Origin of the sequence: Erythrobacter donghaensis, from assembly GCF_001557325.1 — a bacterium.
Lineage (GTDB): Bacteria > Pseudomonadota > Alphaproteobacteria > Sphingomonadales > Sphingomonadaceae > Erythrobacter > Erythrobacter donghaensis_B.
The window spans coordinates 1-1,574 of record NZ_LSJS01000296.1 but is presented as its reverse complement, the minus strand read 5'-3'; the positions used below and the strand labels follow the sequence as shown (position 1 = coordinate 1,574).

The window sequence follows — 1,574 nt, the reverse complement described above, 5'->3', positions numbered from 1 at the left end:
GTGCGGCCGCTCACCACCGGCTCGAACCCGGCATGGCCGCCCCGGAACGCCGCCGCCGAGCCGCTCGCCCCGCGGGTGCGGTAGAAGCGGTGCGCACCGATCGTCCCGATGTGGTCGAGGCTGCTCGCCCAATAGGGTTCGACCCAGAGCGTGTGGTAATGGGTTGCGAGGCCCACGGGGGCATAGACGCTGCCGTTCAAGGCCTCCTGCGCGATGCGCTGCGCCCGCGCCCAGCTCGCGCCGGAGGGGCGGCGCGCAAGGCTGCCGTCGCAGGTGAAGGTGAACTGGCAGCCGGTCGAGCGCTCCGAGCCCTGATAGACGACGCCGCACACGCTCGCGGGCCAGCTCGGGTGCGTGACGCGGTTCAGCACCACCTGCGCCACCGCGCGCTGCCCGGCCTCGCTTTCGCTCGCGGCCTCGTACCACACGGCTTGGGCAAGGCATTCCGAGGCGCGCAGGTGAGCGACGCCGGTGCCGGGCATGTAAAAGGGCCTGGCCGCCACGCCGACATCGATCAGCGCGCCGAGCGCGCGCCCGCTTTCAGCGCCTTGCCCGAGCGGGTCGTCGGTCGGCAGCGCGACCAGCGCGGTGCCCGCAGGGTCGGCCATGTAGAAATAGGCCGAGCCGGGAAAGCTCATGCCCGGACGCTCGAACGGCAGCGCGGCCGCGGCGGCCTGACGGGTGGCGAGCGCGGCGGTGCTCTCGACCGCCGGGCCGGGGAGCGCGCCGACGCTGCCGCCCATGCCGCCGGTCGCGGCCATCGCCGGAACGGTGATCGCCGCGAGCAGCACGGCAAGGCGCTTGCGGGCTGTCTTGGAGAACCCGCCGATGCGCAGGCGTGCCCATCCCCGGCGCGCGCGCGGGGCGACTTCGCCCGAGGTATCGACGTAGAATGTGCGCTGGCGGGACATGGTCGCACCCCGCTTACGCGCGGGCGGGAGCAGGGGCGAGCGCGGGGCCGGTCGGCGTCCCGTTTCCGGACACCCGGCGGCGGCGGGTTAAAGCGTCGCGCGAAGGCGCGCACCCAAGGACATTGCGCACGCAGGCTCGCCGCCCTATCGCCTTGCCGCAAGGGATATGGCGCGGGATCGCATCACGACAGGGCGGAGGGGCCGATGCGGGGGCGCGCTGCTGCTCGCGCTTGTGCTCGCCGCCTGTGCGCCCGCCGCGCCGGTGCCTGCGACGGACTCCGCCCAACCGACCATCGTCAGCCTAAACCCCTGCCTCGATGCGATCCTTGTCGAGATCGCCCCGCCGGCGCAGGTGCTGGCGCTGTCGCACTATTCGCGCGATCTGGCCTCAAGCTCGATTCCCCTCGAGACCGCCGCGCGCTACGGCGTCACCGGCGGCACCGCCGAGGAGCTGATCGCCGCGCGGCCCGATCTGGTGCTCGCCTCGATCTTCCTGCCCCAACCCACGCGCAATGCGCTCGAGCGGGCGGGGCTCAGGGTCGAGACCTTCGGCAGCCCGACCAGCATCGCCGAGAGCGCCGAGCAGGTGCGCCAAGTCGCCCGGCTGGCGGGGCGCGGGGACGCGGGCGAGGCGCTCGCCGCGCGCATTGCGGCCCCGCCGCT

The 1,574-nt window shown here is 73.9% G+C and carries 2 protein-coding genes; one reads left to right on the top strand and one right to left on the bottom strand.

The features are described from left to right. Window positions 1–911, bottom strand: a 911-nt coding sequence (locus AX692_RS16795) for a cell wall hydrolase (protein ID WP_073977786.1), incomplete at its 3' end; no start/stop codon positions are given. A gap of 166 nt (window positions 912–1,077) precedes the next feature. On the opposite strand from AX692_RS16795, the gene AX692_RS16790 reads away from it, so the two are divergent. Next, window positions 1,078–1,574 (top strand): ABC transporter substrate-binding protein (locus AX692_RS16790; protein WP_155646356.1); only part of this gene is annotated, 497 nt, incomplete at its 3' end.